General features: G+C 41.5%; 15 protein-coding genes and 1 other RNA gene. 11 read left to right on the top strand and 5 right to left on the bottom strand.

Annotated features, from left to right (window positions below):
* Position 1: 1 nt before the first annotated feature.
* Both cyoA and FD729_RS01135 read right to left on the bottom strand, forming a co-directional pair.
* Positions 2-928, bottom strand: coding sequence for a cytochrome o ubiquinol oxidase subunit II (gene cyoA, locus FD729_RS01140; protein ID WP_159931458.1), 927 nt, complete (start codon positions 926-928; stop codon positions 2-4).
* Between the two features lie 933 nt (positions 929-1,861).
* Positions 1,862-2,440, bottom strand: a complete 579-nt coding sequence (locus FD729_RS01135) for a lipoprotein (protein WP_159931457.1) — start codon at positions 2,438-2,440, stop codon at positions 1,862-1,864.
* A 282-nt stretch (positions 2,441-2,722) separates the two neighbouring features.
* On the opposite strand from FD729_RS01135, the gene bolA reads away from it, so the two are divergent.
* The 7 genes from bolA to FD729_RS01100 all read left to right on the top strand — a co-directional run bounded on the left by bolA (position 2,723) and on the right by FD729_RS01100 (position 11,822).
* On the top strand, positions 2,723-3,040 hold the full coding sequence (bolA, locus tag FD729_RS01130; RefSeq protein WP_159931456.1) for a transcriptional regulator BolA: 318 nt from the start codon (positions 2,723-2,725) through the stop codon (positions 3,038-3,040).
* 309 nt (positions 3,041-3,349) lie between these two features.
* On the top strand, positions 3,350-4,654 hold the full coding sequence (gene tig, locus FD729_RS01125; RefSeq protein WP_159931455.1) for a trigger factor: 1,305 nt from the start codon (positions 3,350-3,352) through the stop codon (positions 4,652-4,654).
* Between the two features lie 327 nt (positions 4,655-4,981).
* Positions 4,982-5,605, top strand: a complete 624-nt coding sequence (clpP, locus tag FD729_RS01120) for an ATP-dependent Clp endopeptidase proteolytic subunit ClpP (protein WP_159931454.1) — start codon at positions 4,982-4,984, stop codon at positions 5,603-5,605.
* Positions 5,606-5,727: 122 nt separating this feature from the next.
* Positions 5,728-7,005 (top strand): ATP-dependent protease ATP-binding subunit ClpX, encoded by a 1,278-nt coding sequence (gene clpX, locus FD729_RS01115; RefSeq protein WP_159931453.1) that lies wholly within the window; start codon positions 5,728-5,730, stop codon positions 7,003-7,005.
* A gap of 189 nt (positions 7,006-7,194) precedes the next feature.
* Positions 7,195-9,528 (top strand): endopeptidase La, encoded by a 2,334-nt coding sequence (lon, locus tag FD729_RS01110; protein WP_159931452.1) that lies wholly within the window; start codon positions 7,195-7,197, stop codon positions 9,526-9,528.
* 240 nt (positions 9,529-9,768) lie between these two features.
* The gene (gene hupB / locus FD729_RS01105) at positions 9,769-10,044 is read left to right on the top strand and encodes a nucleoid-associated protein HU-beta (protein ID WP_159931451.1); all 276 of its coding nucleotides are present in this window, start codon (positions 9,769-9,771) and stop codon (positions 10,042-10,044) included.
* Positions 10,045-10,292: 248 nt separating this feature from the next.
* A complete protein-coding gene (locus tag FD729_RS01100; protein ID WP_159931450.1) occupies positions 10,293-11,822 on the top strand; it encodes a SurA N-terminal domain-containing protein in 1,530 nt (509 codons plus the stop codon).
* Between the two features lie 689 nt (positions 11,823-12,511).
* On the opposite strand, the gene queC is transcribed toward FD729_RS01100, so the two are convergent.
* Positions 12,512-13,210 (bottom strand): 7-cyano-7-deazaguanine synthase QueC, encoded by a 699-nt coding sequence (gene queC, locus FD729_RS01095; protein ID WP_159931449.1) that lies wholly within the window; start codon positions 13,208-13,210, stop codon positions 12,512-12,514.
* Positions 13,211-13,688: 478 nt separating this feature from the next.
* Here queC and FD729_RS01090 point away from each other — a divergent pair, with 478 nt between their 5' ends.
* The 4 genes from FD729_RS01090 to ffs all read left to right on the top strand — a co-directional run bounded on the left by FD729_RS01090 (position 13,689) and on the right by ffs (position 18,100).
* Positions 13,689-13,850, top strand: coding sequence for a hypothetical protein (locus FD729_RS01090; protein WP_159931448.1), 162 nt, complete (start codon positions 13,689-13,691; stop codon positions 13,848-13,850).
* Positions 13,837-15,585, top strand: a complete 1,749-nt coding sequence (locus tag FD729_RS01085) for a SmdA family multidrug ABC transporter permease/ATP-binding protein (RefSeq protein WP_159931447.1) — start codon at positions 13,837-13,839, stop codon at positions 15,583-15,585. The genes FD729_RS01090 and FD729_RS01085 overlap by 14 nt, the downstream gene beginning before the upstream one ends.
* A gap of 12 nt (positions 15,586-15,597) precedes the next feature.
* Positions 15,598-17,355: a SmdB family multidrug efflux ABC transporter permease/ATP-binding protein gene (locus FD729_RS01080; RefSeq protein ID WP_159931446.1), complete on the top strand. Its 1,758-nt coding sequence runs from the start codon at positions 15,598-15,600 to the stop codon at positions 17,353-17,355.
* A 647-nt stretch (positions 17,356-18,002) separates the two neighbouring features.
* An RNA gene (ffs, locus tag FD729_RS01075) (signal recognition particle sRNA small type) lies at positions 18,003-18,100 on the top strand.
* A gap of 113 nt (positions 18,101-18,213) precedes the next feature.
* Here the strand turns inward: ffs and FD729_RS01070 are convergent.
* Both FD729_RS01070 and tomB read right to left on the bottom strand, forming a co-directional pair.
* Positions 18,214-18,432, bottom strand: a complete 219-nt coding sequence (locus tag FD729_RS01070; protein WP_159931445.1) for an HHA domain-containing protein — start codon at positions 18,430-18,432, stop codon at positions 18,214-18,216.
* 22 nt (positions 18,433-18,454) lie between these two features.
* The gene (tomB, locus tag FD729_RS01065; RefSeq protein ID WP_159931444.1) at positions 18,455-18,832 is read right to left on the bottom strand and encodes an Hha toxicity modulator TomB; all 378 of its coding nucleotides are present in this window, start codon (positions 18,830-18,832) and stop codon (positions 18,455-18,457) included.
* Positions 18,833-18,905 lie beyond the last annotated feature (73 nt).

Here is an 18,905-nt window from a genome sequence, read left to right as displayed (position 1 = left end):
ATTATCCCTCGACTTTCGCGGAATTAGTATTGCTCATATCCATGCCTTCTTGATGAATCATGTCCATCTGACTATGGCTAGTCATAAATTTATCAATAACTTGCTTGAATATTTTAGAATTTGCTGCAGAGAAATATGTCACTGGATGGTTTTGGCTTGGCACAGCTAGTTTTTCAAAATCTTCCATTGTAATTAGTAAATTAGGTGATTTTTTAACTTTGGTAACCCACTGCTGAAATTCCGCATTATTCTTAGTTGCAATTGCTTTAAACTTCATACCAGAAAAACCTGGACCACTAAAGCTCGAAGAAATACCGTCAAATATGCCTGGCTCATTAGCTATTAAGTGCAATTTAGTTTGCATACCTGCCATGGCGTAGATCTGGCTTCCGAGCGTCGGAATGAAGAAGGAGTTCATAACGGAATTAGAGGTAACTTTAAAGTTCAACGGCGTGTTAGCTGGGAAAACAATCTGATTGACAGTAGCAATACCCTGTTTAGGGTAAATAAACAACCATTTCCAGTCCAGAGAAATAACATTGATCTCAATCGGCTGCACATCAGATAGTAGCGGTTTGCTTGGCTCCAGTGAGTGAGTTGATTTCCAGGTTAGCACGCTAAGAAAAAGAATAATAAGAATCGGAACGGTCCAGACTACAGCTTCCACTTTGTTGGAGTGAGACCAGTTCGGTGTGTACTTTGCTGAAGTGTTGGAATCACGATACTTCCACGCAAATATTATAGTCATTAAGATTGCAGGAATAACAACAATCAACATTAATCCAAAGGCTGTCAAAATTAATGAACGTTGCTCAACCGCAACCTGTCCTTTAGGATTTAACAACGCACTATCGCAACCACTAATTAAAAAAACGCCTGCAATTAATGACAAAATTCTAAAAATTTTATTGTATTTCTTGAGTATCATTTAACGACCCCAATGAAAAGACTGATTCTCTTTTAAGTATACGCATTTTACGAGAAGACTTATGCAGTGTAAACCAGAACAAGTATGTTTGAGATTAGTGTTAATACTTTTTACTGAGGGCAGCATAGATGTTGCTTGCAGCAAAAAATAATCAACTATAACAAGCAATTGGTGAAAATTTAGTAAAATAGATAAAAGTCTTTTTTTAAAGAAATTTAAAAAACAACCAATAATTTTAGTACTTAATTCCTTTAAAATACCCGAGTCATTATTGTTGATAACAATAATGACAAAGTAATTTCTCAACATTTGTAAATGTATTTACAATATGTGTAAAATTTTAGCTGATAGTAAAGTACAAATAACACATGATATCAGAATATCAATATATCCATTATAATGCCTGTGCCAAATGCAATCTTGTATAGAGGGGGGAGGGTACCTGAATTTACTTCATCAGAAAAGCATCTCTGCCATGTTTTTTTATTTTTCCAGACAGTTAATAAGTTTAATGCCGTAGTATGCTCACTAGAATTATTGTCAGATAATAGATCGCCTTTACCACACTGAAATAGCGATACAGCTAGTTGGAGTACTAAAATTCATCAATCAGCATACCGCACTGGTAACGAGTACAATGATAAAAATGCATATTTGACTAGCTCTTTAAGACGTACAACAAGTCTGATTTACATACTTCTAATAAGGTACTTATAAGTAAGGAAAGGAAACAACCAGCATAGCTAGTGCGGAGATGTAAGCGCCCATCTAAAAAAATGATTTTCAGAGCAACCATTTTTATGTCAGCGATATCTGTTATGCAACAGAAGCAGCTAGTAGGTATTTGTAATGATTGAGGTAAAAATAAATAATGCCTGATTCTAGTTTGGAAACAAATGCCAGGTGACCTCTCTAGAATCTAACTAAGGCGGATTAGTGCGCGTTTTTCCTAATGAAACTCAGGATGCTAGAGTCTTGACCCATACTAGCGATCACATCGCTCAGCGTTGAGTTAACCGCATTAGTAATCTTTTCGTTAGTGGCGCTGAACGCGCCTTCTACACTATAGACTTGGCAGTAGTTCTTCACCTGCTGATTACCGTTTTTCGCAGTAGCGATAACAGAAATATCAGCTTTGGTAGTGATGTTATAACGCACATTACCCTGAGCAACATCTGCATAAAGATTATTTAGCACAATCTGCAGATTAACGGCGCCGTCTGGGCTAATCATGTAGCCGCGTGCGGTCATCTGTTTCTCCAGTGCTTCCTGTAGCAGGAAGCGCAAATCACGTGATGGGGTCAAAACAACCAGCTTGCCGTCACGATTGATTTTTGCTAGCGAGTGATCACGGCGTTGATCAGCCCCGTTAACGCTTATAATCACGCCACTCATACTAGGATCCTGCTGCGGTAATTCAATATTTGGCTGAATAGTCAAAGTATTACTGTTTTCTGTGCAACTACCTAAAGCGAAAGAAACCAGCAGAAGAAATAACGTTTTTATTAACATGCTTTGTTCTTATTAATGTTATGGGTTAGTTTGCAAAAAACTACGGCTATCATAGCATAATCCAGTAGTAAAAAAGTCTTTTAAGCAAGGTAATGGGATTGCAAATGACTTATTCACCGAACATAAAGAACTCTCAGTTGATCTTCTTTCTTACTGCGCTATTATGCCGGACGGCCCAAATAAAAGCAGAAATATTTTTACACATCTATATGGAGGTGTATAAAAACATACTAATATTTAACTAGATGGGGCACAGCGTTCACCATTGAGGAAAAAAGAGTAATGATCCGCGAACAAATTGAAGAGAAGCTACGTCTGGCTTTCCAGCCGGCTCATCTGGAAGTGCATGACGAAAGTTATCGCCATAATGTGCCCGCTGGTTCAGAAAGCCATTTCAAAGTAGTTATTGTCAGTGATCTTTTCGTTGGCCAGCGATTTTTAACTCGCCATCGAGCTATTTATGGAGAGCTTGCTGCAGAGTTCATAGGTGGAGTCCACGCGCTGGCATTACATACCTATACTATAAAAGAATGGGAAGGGTTACAGGATACAGTACTCGCTTCCCCTAATTGCCGTGGTGGTACTGGCACTTTTGCATGAAAACCTTCTTTTCTAAAGTCTAAAGAAAAAAGACCCGCAAGCAGTTGATTCTATCTATCAATGAGGTGCTCTCAAGCGTAAAAAGCAGAAAAACCATTTTAAAGTGGGTATTTTACTTCCTCGACTCATGAAGATGATACCATTATAACGCGATTTTTTTATTTTTCCGGAATGCTTTTAGGAGCCTCTAGAAACAGAGATAAGTGGCCCTTCTATGAAAGAAGCTATTCCGGGTTATTTGAATACGGCACATTACTTAATGTATGGTGTCTGAAGTTGACTGACCACGTGATTGTTTGAGGTAACAAGATGACAGTTTCAGTAGAAACTACTCAGGGTCTGGGCCGTCGCATTACGATTACTATCCCTTCTGACAGCATTGAAACAGCGGTAAAAAAAGAACTGACGGAAGTAGCGAAGAAAGTCCGTATAGATGGTTTTCGTAAAGGGAAAGTACCGGCTAGTATTATTATACAACGCTACGGTGCCTCTGTTCGCCAGGAGATCTTAGGAAAACTGATGACGGACAACTTCGTGGCAGCCATTATTCAAGCAAAAATCAATCCGGCTAGTACACCTCACTATTTACCGATTGAGTATAGACAAGGAGAAGATTTTATATATTCAGTAGAGTTTGAAGTCTATCCGCAAGTTAACTTACAGGGTCTGGACAGCATCGAAGTGGAAAAACCACTGGTTAAAGTCACTGAAGCTGACATCGATGCGATGCTAGACACTCTACGTAATCAGCAAGCTACTTGGAAAAATAGTGAGTCGACTGCAGCAAATGGAGATCGCGCCACTATCGACTTCACTGGTTTTATTAATGGTGCAGAATTTGAAGGCCACAAAGCTTCCAACTTCGTTTTGTACTTGGGACAAAATATCATGATCCCTGGTTTTGAAGTGGGCATCATCGGGCATAAAGCGGGAGAAATTTTTACTATCGACCTTAAATTTCCGGAAGACTACCATATAGACTACCTACAAGGCAAAGATGTGAAGTTTGAGATTTTGCTAAAGAAAATTGAAACGCGCACATTGCCAGAACTTACTAAAGATTTTATCAAACTTTTCGGGGTGAAAAATGGCTCTGTTGAAGAGCTGCGTGAGGCAGTACGTAAAAACATGGATCGAGAGTTGAAAGGTGCTATCCGCCATTGTGTGAAAACACAGGTGATCAACGGTCTATTAAAAGCTAACAAAATCGAGGTACCTGCTGCACTGATTGATCGTGAAATTGACATATTACGTCGCCAAGATCAGAAGCGTTTCCACGGCAAAAAGAAGCAAGTTACTAAAATAAAGCGAGAGATATTCGAAGAGCCGGCGCGACAACGTGTTATCGCTAGCTTGCTGCTGGGCGAAGTAATTCGCATCCACAAGCTTAAAGCCGATAAAGCACGCGTTAGCGCATTAATTGAAGAAATAGCTTCCGCCTATGAAGAACCGCAAGAAGTAATTAATTTATATAGAAAAAATAACGAGATGATGAATGATATGTATCACATTGAACTGGAAGAACAGGCAGTTAAAGCTGTTCTAGAAAAAGCAAAAGTAACGGAGAAAGAGACTAGCTTCCAGGAGCTAATGTATCAAGCTACTATGGCGTAATAGCTAGGCTACTAGCCATGCATAAATCCACGACGACTGTCAAGCAATGGGATTTTTTGGGGCGATATGCTCTAGATTTTCTGTTATTTGTTTATTTAAACGTCACATTATTTGCTATAAGATTTTTTCCCTGTTAGCGAATAGAGAAATTTTCTTATGCTTGAAATCACTGGATAGCATCCCCAGATTAAAGAAAGTATCCATGATAAAACTAGATTAGTTGATCAGCCGTCCTTGAAAGTTTCTAAAAGAAGTAGAACACAGTCAACTTCTAGGCTTTTTTTAAATGAAATTAGTAAAAATAATGAATATCTCCAGGAGACTGTAATGTTATACAGTAGCGATCGTGGATTTACTGCGCCGCGCGATGCGCTGGTGCCTATGGTGGTTGAGCAGACTTCACGCGGAGAGCGTTCTTATGACATCTATTCACGCCTGCTTAAAGAACGTGTCATCTTCCTTACAGGTCAGGTTGAAGAGCATATGGCTAATCTGATCGTTGCTCAGATGCTATTTCTGGAAGCGGAGAATTCTGAGAAAGATATTTATCTCTATATTAATTCCCCTGGTGGGGTTATCACTGCTGGCATGTCAATCTATGACACCATGAAGTTTGTCAAACCTGACATTAGCACCATTTGTATAGGCCAAGCTTGTTCAATGGGTGCATTCTTGCTAATGGCAGGGACTAAAGGCAAACGCTTTTGCCTACCAAATGCACGTGTCATGATCCACCAGCCACTGGGCGGTTATCAGGGACAGGCATCTGACATTGAAATTCATGCTAAAGAAATACTTAAAGTAAAACGGTGCATGAACGAATTGATGGCAGGACATACAGGAAAGTCGCTAGAACAAATTGAACACGATACTGAGCGTGATCGTTTTCTCTCGGCAAAAGAAGCGACAGAGTATGGTTTAGTTGACTCCATCTTGACACATCGTGAATAAGACTCGTTTGATTCTTTCCTTAAGCTATAGTTACTGAGATAATGGTTTGAGTTGAATGAATATCAGCGCGCTAAGCATCGTGCTCTGATATGGTGTTATTAGCATTAATAAGAGGTTAACAGATGACAGATAAGCGCAAAGATAGTTCAGAAAAACTACTGGACTGCTCTTTTTGCGGCAAAAGCCAGCATAAAGTGCGCAAGCTGATTGCTGGGCCCTCAGTTTATATATGCGACGAGTGTATTGTTCTATGCAATGACATCGTTTGCGAAGAAATTAAAAAAGAAGTTTTCCCACATAACAAAAAACGTAGTGCGCTGCCTACGCCACATGAAATCCGTCATCACCTCGATGATTATGTTATTGGCCAAGAAGAGGCAAAAAAAGTACTGGCGGTTGCGGTTTATAATCACTATAAACGCCTGCGCAATGGTGATACCAGCAGTGGTATTGAACTAGGCAAAAGCAACATTTTGTTAATTGGACCAACCGGTAGCGGTAAAACTCTTCTTGCGGAAACATTAGCTCGTCAGCTGGATGTGCCTTTCACCATGGCTGATGCTACCACTTTGACTGAAGCTGGTTACGTAGGTGAGGATGTTGAGAATATTATTCAAAAGCTTTTGCAGAAGTGCGACTACGACGTACAAAAAGCGCAGTGTGGCATTGTTTACATTGATGAAATCGATAAAATATCGCGTAAATCAGATAACCCGTCCATTACGCGAGACGTTTCCGGCGAAGGTGTGCAGCAGGCTTTACTAAAGTTGATTGAAGGCACTGTAGCAGCGGTTCCACCTCAGGGAGGCCGTAAGCATCCGCAGCAGGAGTTTTTACAGGTCGATACCTCTAATATCCTCTTTATCTGCGGTGGTGCGTTTGCGGGTCTAGATAAAGTGATCTCACGGCGCGTGGAAATAGGCTCTGGCATAGGCTTTGGTGCAAAGGTAAAAGGTAAGTCTCAGAGAGCTACTGAAGGCGAACTACTCTTGCAGGTTGAACCGGAAGATTTAATTAAATTCGGGTTAATTCCGGAATTTATTGGTCGTCTGCCGATCATTGCTACGTTGAACGAGTTGAATGAAGAGGCGCTGATTCAGATCCTGCATGAGCCGAAGAATGCACTGACGAAACAGTACCAAGCATTATTCAATCTAGAGGGCGTCTCTCTTGAGTTCCGCGACGAAGCCCTTAGCGCCATCGCGAAAAAATCGGTAGCGCGCAAAACTGGTGCTCGCGGCCTGCGCTCCATTTTAGAGGGTACGCTGCTAGATACCATGTATGACCTACCTTCTATGGAAGACGTAGAGAAAGTGGTGATTGACGAATCTGTGATCGATGGGCAATCAAGGCCAATATTAATCTACTGCAAACATGAATCCCAGGCATCTGGTAAATAATTCACCACAGTAATGGTATTGATATCATTAATAAAGGGGGAAAGGATTTCCCCTTTTGTTTTTCTCGCTTCCATGACGTTGAATGTCTGATGATCATCACTATATACTCATAATCTGTGGGTCTAACTGTATATTCTTATCATTATGCAGTGGCCATCACCTGGCGGACTCTAACTAAGAGAGAGCTCTATGAATCCTGAGCGTCCTGAACGTATTGAAATCCCAGTATTGCCTTTGCGTGACGTGGTAGTTTATCCGCACATGGTAATTCCGTTATTTGTTGGTCGGGAAAAATCGATTCGTTGCCTCGAAGCAGCAATGGATCATGACAAGAAAATCATTTTGGTGGCTCAGAAAGCAGCGTCAACAGATGAACCTAGCATGAATGATCTCTTTTCTGTGGGGACGGTATCCTCTGTATTACAAATGCTTAAGCTGCCTGATGGCACTGTTAAAGTCTTAGTAGAAGGCCTGCAACGCGCTCACATCACCAATTTTGTGGATAACGGTGATCACTTTACTGCGCAGGCAGAATACTTAATCTCACCGGAAATTGATGAACGTGAGCAAGAAGTGCTAGTACGCACAGCAATCAACCAGTTTGAAGGCTATATCAAGTTAAATAAAAAAATTCCGCCTGAAGTACTGAATTCGCTGAATAATATCGAAGATGCAGCGCGTTTAGCCGACACTGTTGCAGCGCATATGCCATTGAAATTATCAGATAAACAATCAGTATTGGAAATGTCAGATGTAAACGAGCGTCTTGAATACCTTATGGCGATGATGGAGTCTGAAATCGACCTGCTACAGGTTGAGAAACGCATTCGTAATCGTGTGAAAAAGCAGATGGAGAAAAGTCAGCGCGAGTACTACCTCAATGAACAGATGAAGGCTATTCAGAAAGAGTTAGGAGAAATGGACGACATTCCTGATGAGTATGAAGTCTTGAAGCGAAAAATAGACGCGGCGAAAATGCCCTCTGAAGCGCGTGAAAAAGCGGAAGCTGAGCTGCAAAAACTAAAAATGATGTCGCCGATGTCTGCTGAAGCAACAGTAGTGCGCGGCTATATCGATTGGATGGTACAGGTGCCGTGGAATGCACGTAGTAAGGTAAAGAAAGACCTGTGTAAAGCTCAAGAAACACTGGATACCGATCATTATGGTCTAGAGCGTGTTAAAGACCGTATCCTAGAATACCTTGCTGTTCAGAGCCGAGTTAGCAAAATTAAAGGACCTATTCTTTGCCTAGTGGGGCCGCCAGGCGTTGGTAAAACTTCGTTAGGCCAATCTATCGCCAAAGCAACCGGACGTAAATATGTGCGTATGGCGTTAGGTGGTGTGCGTGACGAAGCCGAAATTCGCGGTCACCGCCGTACTTATATTGGCTCGATGCCAGGTAAACTGATCCAGAAAATGGCGAAGGTAGGTGTGAAAAATCCGCTATTCTTGCTGGATGAGATCGACAAAATATCTTCAGATATGCGTGGTGATCCTGCTTCTGCACTTCTTGAAGTACTCGATCCTGAGCAGAATATCTCTTTTAACGATCATTACTTAGAAGTGGATTATGATCTCTCTGATGTAATGTTTGTCGCGACTTCTAATTCTGTGAATATTCCTGCACCGCTGCTTGATCGCATGGAAGTCATTCGCCTGTCCGGTTATACCGAAGATGAAAAGCTCAATATAGCAAAACAGCATCTATTACCTAAACAGATAGAGCGTAATGCATTGAAAGAAAAGGAAATGACAGTAGAAGATAGTGCAATTATTAGCATCATTCGTTACTACACCCGTGAAGCAGGTGTACGTAGCCTTGAGCGTGAATTATCAAAGATTTGCCGCAAGGCGGTGAAAATGCTGCTTCTAGATAAAGAAAAAAAGCACATTGTCATTAACGGTGAGAATTTAAAAAATTATCTAGGAGTACAGCGCTTCAATTATGGTAGGGCTGATAGCGAAAATCGTGTGGGGCAGGTAACCGGTTTAGCGTGGACGGAAGTAGGTGGTGATTTATTGACTATTGAAACTGCTTGCGTACCGGGTAAGGGTAAGTTGACTTATACTGGCTCACTTGGCGAGGTGATGCAGGAGTCGATTCAGGCAGCATTAACGGTGGTGTGTGCTCGTTCTGATAAGCTAGGAATCAACAGCGACTTCTATGAGAAGCGTGACATTCATGTGCACGTGCCAGAAGGAGCTACTCCGAAAGATGGCCCAAGTGCTGGGATCGCCATGTGTACCGCAATGGTCTCCTGTCTAACCAATAATCCGGTACGTTCCAACGTGGCAATGACCGGCGAGATTACCCTGCGTGGTCAGGTTCTGCCTATTGGCGGTTTAAAAGAGAAACTGCTAGCAGCGCATCGGGGGGGAATTAAAGTGGTTCTGATTCCGAGCGATAACAAACGAGATTTGGAAGAAATTCCAGCTAATATTGTAGCTGATCTAGATATCCATCCTGTGAAACGCATTGAGGAAGTATTGAACTTGGCACTAGTAAATGCCCCTTACTTATAGTAGGTAACTCGTTGTTGCAAACGAGTGATTAGCGACAGAAAGCATTAAAAGCGGAGCTGACAGGCTAATGATTGCTTGCCAGCTTTTTTTTAGTCTTGATAATTTATGTAACTTGAGGGACGGTAAGTAAGATAAATTCGATTATTTTGGCTTAACAGGTTTCAATTCAGCGTGCCTATATTCATATCCGTTAGGACTCGCAGATGTGAAGTGAAATAATAAAATGGGGAGATGAAGATAGTGAATAAGTCACAGTTGATCGATAAAATTGCTGCAGACGCTGATATTTCTAAAGCAGCAGCAGGGCGTGTTTTAGAAGCATTCACTAGTTCTGTCTCCGACGCGCTAAAGGGTGGTGAAGAAGTGGTTCTGGTAGGTTTTGGTACTTTCTCTGTACGTAAACGTGCCGCACGCACCGGTCGTAATCCTCAGACCGGTAAAGAAATTACTATTGCTGCAAGCAAAGTACCAGGATTTCGAGCAGGTAAAGCGCTGAAAGATTCTGTTAATGCATGACAACGCATCCTCCATATACAGAAGTATTTTCTTGCTTAGATTAGAGGAAAAGTTTTCTTGTGTGCTCTCATATAACATAAAGGCACATCAAATGTGATGTGCCTTTATGTTCGGTTTAGTGAGAATAATACTGGTCTTCATTCAACTGAAGCTGTCTGGATAAATAGCAGTGGTGTAATGATTTTTGTATCCGATAGAAAGTTACTTCTATGATTTACATTCACACTAAAATGGAGCAGAATCATACCATGATAGACAATTTACGTGCGGCATCTAATCATCTCGTGCCCAAAGTTATTTTAGGGTTGATTATTCTCTCCTTTGTGCTAACAGGCGTCGGCACTTATATCAGAAGTGACAAAAGTGACTATGCTGCAAAAGTCAACGGACAGGAAATTAGTAGGGCATATCTAGATATGATGTTTAGCAACGAACAGAGGCGTCAGCAGCAGATTTTAGGCGATCAGTTCTTGCGACTTACGAGTAATAACGGCTATTTGCAGCGTCTTCGTCAGCAAACTCTATCAAATTTGATAGATCAAGCTCTTCTTGATCAATATATCAAGGATCTACACATCAGTATCAGTGATGATGAAGTTAGACAGGCAATATTCTTACAACAAGCATTCCAGACTAACGGCAAATTCGACAATGCAAAATACAATGCCATACTTCACAGTATGGGCTCTAACGCTGATCGTTATGCAGAAGCACTACGTAAGCATCTGGCTGCCCAACAGTTGATTAATACTATCGCTAACACCGATTTTATACTACCAGATGAAACTGGTAATCTCATTGACCTAGTGTCCCAGAAACGCGATATCAGACACTCAACCATTGACATCAATGCATTAACAGCAAAACAAAATATCACAGATAATGAATTATTGGAATACTACCAACAGCACAAAGATTCTTTTATAGAACCGGAGCAGTTTCGCGTCAGCTATATCAAGATAGATGATATTGAGTCGCAAAAGAATGTCAATCACTCGAAAAAACAGAGCTGGCATGACCAAAATAAGACGAATAAAATCAACCAGAAGAATGCTTTCGAAGCATTTTTCCAGCAGCAGAAACAGAGAGAAGCAGCAAGTAACAACAATGATGCGCTCGTGGCAGCAGCGCAAGATGCGGGTGTGAAAATCAAGGAAACTAGTTGGTTCAGCCGTGATAACGTGCCGCGGGAGCTCGACTTTGATGCTGTGAAAAATGTGATTTTTAATAGCGAACTGAGTAGCAAAAAAGGAGCACTAGGTAATAACCCTAAGATTATTACCTTGGATAGAGGCTTATTAGTATTGAATATTAGGGAACATAAGCCTGCAGGAGTGAAATCACTTGTCAAAGTGAAAGCACAAATTACTGGTATTATAAAGCGTAATAAAGCTGAAGAGCAGGCAAAAGTTCAGGGTGCTAAAATACTGGCCTATATCAAGGCAGGAAAGCTGAATGCGCTGAGTATGGCCGAGCTTAATCTAAGTGCTAGCAAAACCGTCGATCGTAACAGTCAGGATCCAATAGCCCAAACCGCCTTTAATCTGCCGCCCCCGATCGATGGCAAACCATCATGGGGTTTAAGTAAAGATATGCAGGGCAATGTGGTGCTAGTGGCTTTGACTAAAGTCAACAGAGGTAGCCTACCGCAGGAACAGATTGATGAAATTATAAAAATCTTAAAGCAAGAGAATACACAACTAGAGTTCAACGCGATACTCGCTAACCTACGCAAAGAGGCCAAGATTAAATATGGCGCTATGACTCAAATACAATAACGTTCTTGATTTTTTATAATGAAAACTGATCAAAACAGGGAGCTTAAACGGCCTTTTATTTTTTATATAGTTACATTTTGAGTTTTAGTGTTTTACATGCCATTATGTATCTTTTGTTAAAGAGATTAAGGATTTAGTATAAATCTACATAATTAAGTATTAAGTGGTTTCCTCGCTCCTAGGAAAGCAAGTCATATACCTCTAATGGTATAGTTTACTGTTATCAAGTAGAATTATAAGGGGTACTAGACATAGTCACTGGCGCATCAAACGTTACTTCAGACGACTGAAGTACAGGATAAGTATTACTAACTATAGGCTTTTTGCCTTGAGGGGAGCACTTTTGTACTTTGAAGAGGGGTTACTAAGATGACATTAAACTCATATGATACTAGATCTAAAGGTTTTGGCAGAGAAATACTTTTGAAAAATCTCTCGAAAAGAGAGGCGTTCCTCTAGCTGGTATTTAAAACAGATCAGCGCCTGTCATTTTGGTATCTCTATCATCTCTGAGTGATGAAACTGGAAAGCGATGAGATTATAGTACCGAATACAGCACTTCATTTTGTCTGCACTGATAAACAATTGTGCTAGGAGGGTGATTAGAGATTACATATGGGACATTATCGCTAAGCGATTTATTTTCATGCTGCAAAGATGCGTAAAATCGCTATGAGGATGAATAATCTTCAAAATAGTAAACTGCTTTTTCTTTTCATGGCTGCCATGACACCATTACGGTCATTGAGATAAGCGTTCAGCCCGCGGGAACGGAGATGACAGGCAATACACTTGTTGCAGCCGTCACCTTTCACGCCGTTATAACAAGTCAATGTTTCTTCGCGTACTAGCGTCATGCTTTTCCAGTAATCAGCCAGTGCCCATGTTTCGGCTTTATTCAGCCGCATTAGCGGAGTTTCGAAACGCACGTCCCTCGCCATGCCTAAAATGACAGCACGGTTTAGAGCTTGCACGAATTCATCACGACAGTCAGGATAACCGGAAAAATCGGTCTCGCAAACACCAGTAATTACTGCTTCTGCGTCAACTTGATAAGAATAAATCGATGCTAAAGTCAGGAATAGGATATTACGTCCTGGCACAAAGGTATTGGGTATGTTGGTGGCAGCAGGATCGTAAGATGGCATTGGAACATTATCGCGTGTCAAACTGCTTACTGCGAGTGCATTCAGCATGGTAACGTTAAGAATACTATGTGTGTGTACCCCTAGCTTAAGCGCCAGCTCGCGAGCAACTTCGATCTCTTTACTATGACGCTGACCGTAGTCAAAGGTAACGCAGTGTGTTTCGTCATACTGTTGCAATGATTGAATTAAGCAGGTAGTAGAGTCTTGTCCACCGCTAAATACCACAACACTGCGCTTCATTATATATATGCCCTCTATCAGAAATTTTCACACATTTTAATTAGCATTCTAGGACGTTAAACAGCCTTAAGTAATGTTTTATATCATTAATCACAATTTTAAATCTTTCTTTAAGTAGTCGGAAAATTAGCATAACGTATTAACATAGATGTAGTTAACCAACTATTTATTGTATGGCTAACAGCAGCTTGTGATTATATCAGCTGTTTTCAGCTTGCCTAAGTGAGTTAATCTTTAGCTGACTCACTAACGTAAAGATGAGCACATGGCCAATTAGCCAATTACTTACCATTAAAATATGTTTTGCTACAGTATACGAGCATGCAAGATAGTACAATCCCAGATAGATGCTGTCGTAGAAATACCATATCAGCGCTTCATTAAGGTAGTATATGTCAATCGTGCTAGAAGCACTGCCCTTAACTCATATAGCAAGCGAGTACGACTACAATGTGTATTCATAGGGTGAAGAAGCGTTATGATAACTTTTAGAATCATCTGTCAACAGCGCATACCGTGGCTTCTTAGCATTACCTCTAGATTTATTATGGAAGAAATGGAATACATGCATACACACGGCGCGTTACCTGTTACCCGCCCTAAGGCAAAAGAAAGAGAAGAGCGTAGTGCGACTATTTAGCCAGTTAAGTTGGTATTTTATCCGAGAGCTTCGGCGCTATCTAGGCGCTGTTACTCTCCTAATCATTATTGCCATCCTTCAGTTGCTAACACCGCATCTGGTGGGCATAATCGTTGATGGCATGATACATCGAAGAATCAGTGCAGGCACAATCATGACGTGGATCAGCTTAATTATGATCACTGCCGTGGCAACCTATCTACTGCGCTATGTTTGGCGTGTACTATTGTTTGGTGCCTCTTATCAACTTGCTGTCGAGCTACGTGAAGATATCTACTACCAACTCAGCCGACAGCATCAGGCCTTTTATCTCAGCCATCGTACTGGCGACCTTATTGCGTGTGCCACTAATGATGTGGATCGCGTTGTTTTTGCGGCTGGTGAAGGTGTATTGACATTAGTAGATTCTCTAGTAATGGGTTGCGTGGTGCTGCTAGTAATGAGCCTGAAAATTAGCTGGCAGCTTACCTTATTGTCACTAGTTCCGATGCCGATTATGGCACTGTTCATTCACCGCTACGGTAACCAGCTTCATGATCGTTTCAAACTAGCTCAGGCAGCTTTCTCTAGCCTTAATGATCAGACACAGGAAAGTCTGACTAGCATCCGTATGATTAAGGCTTTTGGCTTAGAGTCATATCAGTCAAAGCAATTTTCCGCTATCGCGTACGACACCGGAATGAAGAACCTCAGTGTTGCTCGCGTTGATGCTCTTTTTGATCCAACTATCTATATCGCTATTGGTTTCTCGAATCTTCTAGCTATTGGTGGTGGCAGTTGGATGGTATGGCACGATCGGCTTACTCTTGGGCAGCTAACTAGTTTCGTTATGTACCTTGGCTTAATGATTTGGCCGATGCTAGCGCTAGCATGGATGTTTAATATCGTAGAACGAGGCAGCGCTGCCTGGAGTCGTATAAAGGTGCTACTGGAGGAAGTACCCACCGTAGAAGATGGGGAAGTAGAGCTACCTGCAACGCCTGGCGTATTGCAAGTATCGATTCAGGCGTTCTACTACCCGGCTGGTATTACTCCGGTATTGCAACAAATCCATTTTCAGCTAAAACCAGGTCAAATGCTTGGATTATGTGGCCCCACCGGTAGCGGAAAAAGTACTTTGCTCAGCTTGCTGCAACGTCATTTCGATGTCAATCAAGGTGATATTCGCTACCATAATTATCCCCTGACCCAGCTACGTATCGACAGCTGGCATAGTCGGCTAGCGGTAGTCAGCCAAATGCCTTTCCTATTCTCCGATAGCGTTGCAAACAATATAGCTTTGGGTAAGCCTAATACTAGTCAGGATGAGATTGAGCGTGCGGCGAAGCTAGCGTGCGTGCATGAAGATATTTTACGTCTGTCACAGGGGTATGATACCGAAATAGGCGAACGTGGAGTGATGCTGTCAGGCGGACAAAAGCAGCGTATTTCTATTGCACGTGCGCTGTTAATAAATGCAGAAATTTTAATCCTGGATGATGCTCTATCGGCAGTTGATAGCCGTACTGAGCATGATATTCTCCATAACTTGCGACTTTGGGGCAAAGGACACACCCTTTTAATTAGTGCGCATCGCCTGTCAGCACTGACGCAGGCCAATGAAATTCTGGTTCTGCAGCAGGGCGCGGTTGTCCAGTGCGGAGATCACGACGTGCTAGTTACTCAACCTGGATGGTATCGTGATATGTACCGCTACCAGCAGCTTGAGGCAGCTTTAGATAAAAAAAATCGGTAAAAGGAACTGCCTATGGCGAAATATAAAAGTCTATGGCCGACACTCAAACGATTACTGGCCTACGGCAAGTATTGGCGCAAATCACTAGCACTGGCGGTAGGAATGTTGTGGGTCGCTGCTGCAGCTGAAGTGACTGGGCCAATGCTAGTCAGCAACTTTATTAATAATATGGTAGCTAAACGCCAAATGTCCTGGGAGATCCTCTCCGTTCTGGGATTTAGCTTTATTTTTCTGCAGATACTAGCGGCAGGGCTGCACTATTTTCAGGCCTTGCTCTTTAACCGCGCAGCGATTGGTGTGGTACATCGCCTACGTAGTGATGTAATGGATGCGGCACTTCATCAACCACTTAGCGCCTTTGATACTCAGCCAGTTGGACAAATTATTTCCCGTGTTACAAATGACACAGAAGTAATTAAAGATCTCTATGTTACCGTGTTAGCTACGGTGTTACACAGCGCGGTTTTAATTAGCGCAATGATAGTGGCGATGTTCAGCCTTAACTGGCATATGGCACTAGTAGCAATGGTAATTTTTCCACTCGTTATAACGGTAATGTTGATTTATCAGCGCCATAGTACACCTATTGCGCGCCGTGTGCGCAGCTATCTAGCAGATATCAACAACGGCTTTAATGAAGTAATTAACGGTATGAGCGTTATTCAGCAGTTTCGTCAGCAGATTCGCTTTGGTGCACGTATGAAGGCGGCCAGCTGGTCACACTATCTTGCACGTATGGAAACTCTACGTCTTGATGGTTTTTTGCTGCGTCCACTGCTCAGCCTTTTTTCGGCGCTCATATTGTGTAGTTTACTAATGTTATTTAGCTTCTCGTCATCGGGTGCATTTAAAGTCGGGGTACTCTATGCTTTTATCACTTATCTTGGGCGTTTGAATGAGCCGCTGATTGAACTTACTACGCAGCAGTCTATGTTGCAACAGGCAGTGGTGTCGGGAGAGCGTATTTTTGAGCTAATGGATGCGGTACAGCAAACTTACGGTAGTGATGATCGCCCTCTGCAAACTGGAAGTATCATTCTGCGTCATCTTAGATTTGCTTATCACCCTCATTGCAATGTACTAAGTGATATAAATCTAGAAGTTCCTGCACGTGGTTTTGTCGCTTTAGTAGGGCATACTGGAAGCGGGAAAAGTACTCTCGCTAGTTTATTAATGGGGTACTATCCGGTAACTTACGGCGAGATACGCCTTGACGATCGCCCTATCAGTCAGCTTAGCCATCATACTTTACGCGGCGGCATCGCTATGGTCCAGCAGGACCCTGTAATTTTAGCAGATACTCTGCTAGAAAATATACGTCTCGGCCGTGATATTAGCGAAGAGGCAATATGGCAGGCGCTGGAACAGGTACAGCTTGCTTCTCTAGCACGTAATATGCCTGATGGTATTCAAACTCGATTAGGGGAACAGGGAAACAATCTATCGGTTGGGCAAAAGCAGTTGCTAGCTTTAGCACGCGTACTAGTAGCAATGCCACAGATACTTATTCTCGACGAGGCTACAGCTAATATTGACTCAGGTACGGAGCAGGCAATTCAAAACACCTTACGCACGTTGCGTCAGCATACTACGTTGGTAGTTATCGCCCATCGTCTCTCCACTATTACAGAAGCTGATACTATCCTAGTGCTGCACCACGGGGAGGTGGTAGAGCAGGGTGATCATACCGCGCTGCTAGCGCGTCAGGGACTCTACTGGCAGATGTACCAGTTACAACAAGCAGGTGACGCAATTAATTGTACCGAATAAAATTATAAATACCGCTGGTTAATTTTTAATTTCTTTATTTGTTCACTTTCCAAAATTATTGGAAATAGCTTTTCTTTGCGTTTTTGTTCCCTTAGTCCATAATATTTCCTCGTGTATATTTTGTAAATGGTTACAGCGGCCTACAAAGAATATGCACCCCTTCTTTTTTATCTTTTAGTTGAAACACCGTTTCACTACTCTCCAATGAGAATACAATGCTCGTATATTGATGTGATACAATGACCATACATACTTATTAGTATGTATGGTCATTGAAGTACAACATTGCTACTAATGCTTATGTCATAAGCTATATCTCTAGAAAATAGGAAAAATGTTTAAACGCGATCTCAGCTGTTAGTAGATAGGGAGAAGTTATCAGTTGGAGATGTTGTCATATTAGTATTGTGCTTGGCAAAGTTGTAGAGAATCATGAGCCAGATGAGTTGTGAAAAAATTTTGTCCATTGATGACAGCATGACGTTTGGATCAGAGAAAAATCGCCACTCTAGTACAGATATAGGATAAGAAGACAATGTATACTATCTAAGAAAATAACGATTTTCTAGAAACCGTGGTTGTAATTACCAAGGACTTCTTCGATAATGACCATTCCCATTCGTAAGAATGGCCTCCAATGGGGGTTCTGTTAGTTCTCCAGCAATGTACTAACTTGTGAACTCGGTCAGGTCCGGAAGGAAGCAGCCGCAGCAGGTGAAACGTGTGCTGAGACTCACTGGCAGGGCCTCCGCCATATTTAGCATCTTTTTAAAAAAGTGGAATATATCTCCTGCTGTTTATTCCGTGGTTATGTATAAAGGTATCTAGGATTAAATTAGTTTTTCAAAAAATAAGTTATTAACGTACAAATTTCCATACCGATCTGGGCACTTTGTCATAAAGCTTGTTCATTGTGAGTTCAGCAAGACGGTGATCAGCAGCTGAATAGAATATTGCTAGTTCATCATCAGATAATGCATACTTATTCTTTTCGATAACGCGTTCCAGCGTATCGATTGAGCGGCAACGTCTCAGCCGCATTAAATAATCATTTTTAGTAAGGGCTTTATTATTCATAAATAAACCGTTTCTTTTCTAACTAGGTGGATTGACTGGGTTGCTGAAGGAAAGAGCACTCTTCCTTAAAGATATTAAATACGCGTAATGCAGAATTTTGCCACCGATTAAGTTCCTGCGCATTGATACCGTAATTAGTGAATAAAATAAAGGTATCATCAAGGTAGTCATCAATTTGCGTAATTAAGGTTTCATCTTCAGCATACTTTATTTTGTAGTTCATAGTGAAAGAAGCTATGTGTTCAATCAAATGATTAAGCTGTAAATTATTCTTTGAAGTCGGATCATTAACCCAGCCATGATAACTATTGGTCAGATTCGACATACTTTCATCAAATAGGTTCTTACACAAGAATTTTAATTGGGCAATATCATGCCTTTTTGGTGAGTACTCGTCCATCTTTTTTCCTTCTATAGGTTACAGGGATAATGTAGGACTGCAAATTAAGGTTAATAGCTAGGAAGCGATTTTA

This window comes from Pantoea sp. Nvir, from assembly GCF_009829915.1.
In the GTDB taxonomy this organism is placed as follows: Bacteria; Pseudomonadota; Gammaproteobacteria; order Enterobacterales; family Enterobacteriaceae; genus Pantoea.
Note: the sequence above shows the minus strand (reverse complement) of the source record. Positions and strands in the feature narration are given on the sequence as shown.